This window comes from Corallococcus sp. CA041A, from assembly GCF_003612075.1.
GTDB classification, from domain to species: domain Bacteria; phylum Myxococcota; class Myxococcia; order Myxococcales; family Myxococcaceae; genus Corallococcus; species Corallococcus exiguus.
Map to the genome: position 1 here is coordinate 1 of NZ_RAWF01000422.1, position 4,905 is coordinate 4,905.

A 4,905-nucleotide genomic window follows, 5' to 3' on the forward strand; every position below is an offset into this window, starting at 1 on the left:
CTCGTGGGGGGTGTGCTCGCGCACAAGAACGCGCGCGAGGATGACGCGCGGTGGGCGAAGGAAGACGCGGAGCGCGCGTCACGGCGCGACCGGGACGGGTCCGGGCCCATGGGTGGGGAGCCCTTGCACGCGTGAAAGCGTGAGGTGCTTTCCTCGCGTGGGTGCGAGGATGCGCCGTGCGATTCGCGCTGCTGTCATTGCTGGTGGGGTGTGCGGGTGGGCCGGGCACCATTGTTGTCGAGTGGCCGGATGAGCACTCGGCTCGGCCTGTGGAGAGCCCGATGCCCGCAGGCGCGGCGCAGGCCGCGGTGGGCGCCGTTCGCGAGTTCGTCAGGACGAACCCCCGCCGGTTGTTTTCCGGCTGCGAGCATCCCGAGGACGGCCTCAACGTTTCGCTCTTCACGGGCCCGACACCAGGGCTCTACTACGTGCTGTTGGATCCCGACTTCGAGCGATGCGCGGGACCGCGCCGACGCATCCTGGATGGATGGTTCTTCTACGCCGTCACACCCCAGGGGGACGTGGTCGCGGAGTCACCGGGACCTCCGGATGAAGGCATACCTGCTGAGCCACCCCAGGTCCCAACGCCCGCGCCAGAGCCACAGGTTCCTGCTCCTATCGGGGACGCGGAGCGTAGTAACGGCGCAGCCAGCGGCTGAGGCCGTCCAGGCCGGGGAAGAGGACCCGCTCGGTGATGTTCGCCTGGTCGAGCTTGTCCCTGATCTCCCACTTGAGCCGCGCCGGCACCACCAGCCTGCGCACGCCCTGGTGCTGGTGCCCCAGGAACTCGTTCAGGCTCAGCCCCGGCCCGTTCATCACCGAGAACAGCGCGAACTGATTCACGATGCGCGCATCCAGCGACGGCGGCTCGAAGAACAAGACGAACGGATGCTCCCCCAACCCGTCGAACGTCGCCAGGTCCCCCGCCACCGTCGCCAGCATCTCCGCCGTGAACACGTCCGCCCCCTCCAACCGCAACTGCTCACGCAGCGGCCGGGGCAACTGCTGGTTCGTCTGGTGATAGTCCACGCACCACACGGCGCCGTCCTGCTCCAGCAGGTCCGTGCGCTCCGTCATGAAGTGCAGCGCCACGTAGGGACTGAACGTCCAATCCAACAGCCGCGTCGGCATCCCGTGATGCTGCGCCAGCGCCAGCCAGTCCCAGATGGACGTCAGCCGCTCCGTGCCCGGCACGCCTCGCGCGTACTTGCGGAAGGCCCGCAGCAGGTCCCGCTCCAACCGCACGAACGCCCCCTGACGGTTGAGCGTCGCCGTCAAATCCAACGTCGCGTCCGGAACGCCCCGGAACACGAAGCTCGTGCGGAACCGGCCCAGCGGCTCGTTCCATGAGCCCGCGAACACCAGGTCCTGCAACTCCAACCAGGATGTGACGCGATGCTCCTGCATCCGCTGCCCCCTCGCCGCCTGACAAGGTGGGCCCGGTCCTCCCGGAACGCAGGGGCCGGGCGCCCAGGACGCCCGGCCGGCTCAATCACAGGGATTGAAACAAAGACACCTACGGCTGCCCGAAGTTCGCGGGCTGCGTGAAGGCAAACGAGCTGGCGCCTGGTGCCTTGTCCTGCTGGAACATGGGGCACTTGGCGCAGGTGAAGCTCTCCCAGTCCTGACGGACCGCCACGTCGATGCAGCCGCCGTAGAAACGGCAGTGGACGTTGCGGTGGTCCTCGATGGAGAAGGTATCGGCCCGCAGCGGGAGGTGGAACTTGGTGGGACGCGGCTGTGGACAAGGCATTGGGTTCTCTCTAGCCCCCCTCGTGGGTGCTGATTCCCTCTACTGACTGGTGCGTCGCGTCATTCCCGGCAGTCCGTCGCCTGGACACTGAACGCTTGCACCCCGGCTCATCGCTGCCAGCAGAAGACCGTGTGGGTGCGACACATTCAAAAGGCACAACAGCCTAATGACGTCGGGCGTCCTTGGCCCGTCCCGCCAGGATGTCTGCCTTCACGCGGAGCAACCAGCCGGGCAGGCCGTCGGAATCTTCACGCCCGGAGCGCTTTCCCGCGAGAATGCGGCGCGTGAGCTCCCCCGCCGACCGAACCCCCCGCGATTCCTCCCGCTGGCTGAGCGCCCTGGCCCTGCTGTCGCTCGTGCTGCTCAGCGGCTGTTCCGCCTTCTCCCGCGCGGTGCGCGAGGGCGACGGCGCCGTGAAGGAGCGCCACTGGGCGGAAGCCGAAGCCGCCTACCTGCGCGCCCTGGCCGCGGATCCGGAGGCCTCCGAAATCACCGTGAAGCTGCGCGCGGTGCGCAGGGAGTGGGGCGAGGAGGTGTACCAGGAGGCCGCCGCCGCCCACGCTTCCGGGGACCTGCCGTCCGCCACCAAGCTGCTGGTGCGCGTGCTGGAGCTGAACCCCGACCATGAAGGGGCCCGCGCGCTGCTCGCCCAGACACTGGATGCGCGCGTCCAGGTGGCCCTGGGACTGCTCAAGGAGGAGAAGCTCCAGGACGCTCGAGCGGAGCTGGACGCGGTGCTGGCCGTGGCGCCGGACCACGTGAACGCTCGCAAGGGCGTGGACGCCGTACAGGTGGCGTGGGCCAAGCGCTTCTTCGCCAGCGCGGAGACGCTGGAGAAGGCAGGCAAGCTGGGCAACGCGCTGGTGGCCTACGTGCGCGCGGACCAGGAGCGCGTGGGTGCCACCGCCGCCCGTGAGCGCGCGGAGTCCGTGCGGCAGCGGCTGCGCGACGAGGTGGCCTTCCTGGTGGTGGCCACGCCCGTGGAGGACAACGCCCAGGCCCCCGACGTCGCCCAGCGGCTGAGCGCGGGACGGCTGGCCTCGGCGCTCCCCACGAAGCTGCCCCTGAAGGTCGTGACGGAGGCGCCCCCGGGCCGCGTGGGCGTGAAGCTGGACCTGTCCCTGGAGCGAGTGCTGCCGCTCAAGGCGGTGGAGGATTCCCAGCGCAGCCAGCGCTACCTCGCGGGCAACCGCTCCGTGCCCAACCCCAAGCGCGGCGACTACGAGAAGAAGCTGCTGGAGGCGGAGCGCACCCTGGAGGGCGTGGAGCGCAAGCAGGCCGCCGTGCTGCGCGAGTACCTCAAGGCCCAGTTGGAGCTGGGCACGCTGCGCGACGTCGCCGAACGCTGCCGTGAGCGGGAGAAGCGCGAGTGCCGCGCGGCCATCCAGGAGTGCGGCGAGGAGGCCCGCGACGCGAAGAGCCCGGGCAAGGTGCCCAGCGAGTGCGACCCGGAGCGCTGCTCGGGCCAGTGCACCCAGGATGAGGGCCTGATGTCGATGAAGTCCAAGGCGGCGCGCGTGCTGGAGGTGGCCGTGCAGGTGGCCCTGGACAAGGCGGAGACCCAGCGCACCGAGGTGCAGCGCAACCGCGACTCCGTCTTCCGCGAGCCCATCACCGTGGAGGAGCCCATGTATTCGGACTTCGTCTACGACGTGCAGCTGCACCGGCTCACCGTGACGGCCACGGTGACGTCGGTGATGCGCGACCTCTTGACGCCCCAGCAGGTGCCCGCGCCCAACACGCAGGACTACGCGGTGCTGCACGAGGACCTGGCGCACAAGGGCTATGACCGCTACGGCGTGCTCGCGGACCCCGTGCAGCTGCGCAACGAGTTGGAGCTGCGCGTGGACGCGGGCGACAAGGCCGTGGCGGACGTGGCGAAGCACGTGAAGGAGCGCTTCGACCTGTACCGCGGCAAGCGCGTGGAGGACGCCCGGCGCGGCATGGTGCGCCCCGGCGCGGAGGACGTGGTGGAGACCGCCGTGCGCGCGCTGCTGCTCACCGCGGACGCGCCCCCGCAGGACATCCTCCAGCCCGTCGCCCGCGCGCGCGGCCTCACGAAGCCGGAAGCCCTGCTCGGCGTGGGGCAGTAGTCCGCCGTACCTGCCTCACCCGGCGCGGTGCGCTCCGGCTTCGCGCCAGGGCGCCCGCCGCGCCCTTCAGTCCAGGCTGGCGCTCATCTCCGGGCGCTCCAGCCGCAGCGTCTCCACCCGGCGCCTGCGCGCTCCCGCGATGGTCAGGTGCCACGCGGCCGCGGCCAGGCCCACGCAGAAGCAGCCCGCCCACAGCGCGGTGGCACCCACGTGGCCCAGCATCGCTCCTCCCAACGCGGGGGCGATGCTGGACGCCAGGCCCCACATCATGTGGTACGCGCCCTGGTAGCTGCCGCGCAGCTCCGCCGGCGCCAGGTCCGCCACCACCGACGGCGCCACCGGCGAGTGGACGATTTCGCCCAGCGTCCACACCGCCACGGCCGCCATCGCGAGCGGCACGGTGGCTGGCAGCGCATGCAGCCCGAAGCCCACGGCGGTGAGCACGCCCGCCACCGCCAGCGCGGTGGAGCGGCGCACCCGGCCCACGCCTCGCACGACGAACGGCTGGAGCGCGACGATGAGCACGCCGTTGACGGACATCACCAGCCCGTACTGGGCGGGCGTCAGGCCCTGCTGGGTCAGCGTCACCGGCAGGCTCATGAAGCTCTGGTGGAAGAGCAGGGCCAGCGCGAACACCGGCAGGCAGAAGGCCAGGTACACGCTGTCACGGAAGGGCGTCAGCACCGCCCCCAGCGGGGAGTGCTCCGCGTGCGCCGCTCGAGCCTCCGGGGGCCGCGTCTCCGGCACGAACGCCCAGACGCAGCAGCCGTAGAGGAACGTGGTCACCGCGTCCGCGATGAAGAGCAGCCGGTAGCCCATCCCCGCGAGCAGGCCCGCCAACGGCAGCGCGATGGCGAAGCCCAGGTTGATGACCCAGTAGAGCAACCCGTACGCGCGCGCCCGGTCCCGGGGCGGCACCAGGTCCGCCACCGCCGCGGACACCGCCGGCCGGTACAGGTCCCCCAGGATGCCCAGGAGGAAGGCCGCCACCGCGATGCGCCCCGGCGTCTCCGAGTGGCCGATGAGCAGCATGGCCCCCGACCCCAGCCACAGGCCCCC

Annotated in this window: 5 protein-coding genes; 2 read left to right on the top strand and 3 right to left on the bottom strand. The window is 70.9% G+C overall.

Annotated elements, in window-relative coordinates; genetic code table 11:
• Positions 1-176 precede the first annotated feature (176 nt).
• Positions 177-659, top strand: a complete 483-nt coding sequence (locus D7V77_RS40160) for a hypothetical protein (RefSeq protein ID WP_233597522.1) — start codon at positions 177-179, stop codon at positions 657-659.
• Here D7V77_RS40160 and D7V77_RS40165 read toward each other — a convergent pair.
• Together D7V77_RS40165 and D7V77_RS40170 are read right to left on the bottom strand one after the other, a co-directional pair.
• Positions 616-1,407 (bottom strand): FRG domain-containing protein, encoded by a 792-nt coding sequence (locus tag D7V77_RS40165; protein WP_120581468.1) that lies wholly within the window; start codon positions 1,405-1,407, stop codon positions 616-618. The genes D7V77_RS40160 and D7V77_RS40165 overlap by 44 nt on opposite strands.
• A gap of 109 nt (positions 1,408-1,516) precedes the next feature.
• A complete protein-coding gene (locus tag D7V77_RS40170) occupies positions 1,517-1,753 on the bottom strand; it encodes a hypothetical protein (RefSeq protein ID WP_120581469.1) in 237 nt (78 codons plus the stop codon).
• Positions 1,754-2,028: 275 nt separating this feature from the next.
• Here D7V77_RS40170 and traC point away from each other — a divergent pair, with 275 nt between their 5' ends.
• Complete coding sequence (gene traC / locus D7V77_RS40175; RefSeq protein ID WP_120581470.1) at positions 2,029-3,846, top strand: outer membrane exchange accessory lipoprotein TraC; 1,818 nt, start codon at positions 2,029-2,031, stop codon at positions 3,844-3,846.
• A 66-nt stretch (positions 3,847-3,912) separates the two neighbouring features.
• On the opposite strand, the gene D7V77_RS40180 is transcribed toward traC, so the two are convergent.
• Positions 3,913-4,905 (bottom strand): MFS transporter (locus tag D7V77_RS40180; RefSeq protein WP_147452321.1); only part of this gene is annotated, 993 nt, incomplete at its 5' end.

What these genes read in the sequence shown, in the direction of transcription:
- D7V77_RS40165 (WP_120581468.1), bottom strand. Translation starts at nt 1,407, where the DNA reads ATGCAGGAGCATCGCGTCACATCCTGGTTGGAGTTGCAGGACCTGGTG.
- D7V77_RS40170 (WP_120581469.1), bottom strand. Translation starts at nt 1,753, where the DNA reads ATGCCTTGTCCACAGCCGCGTCCCACCAAGTTCCACCTCCCGCTGCGG.
- traC (WP_120581470.1), top strand. Translation starts at nt 2,029, where the DNA reads ATGCGGCGCGTGAGCTCCCCCGCCGACCGAACCCCCCGCGATTCCTCC.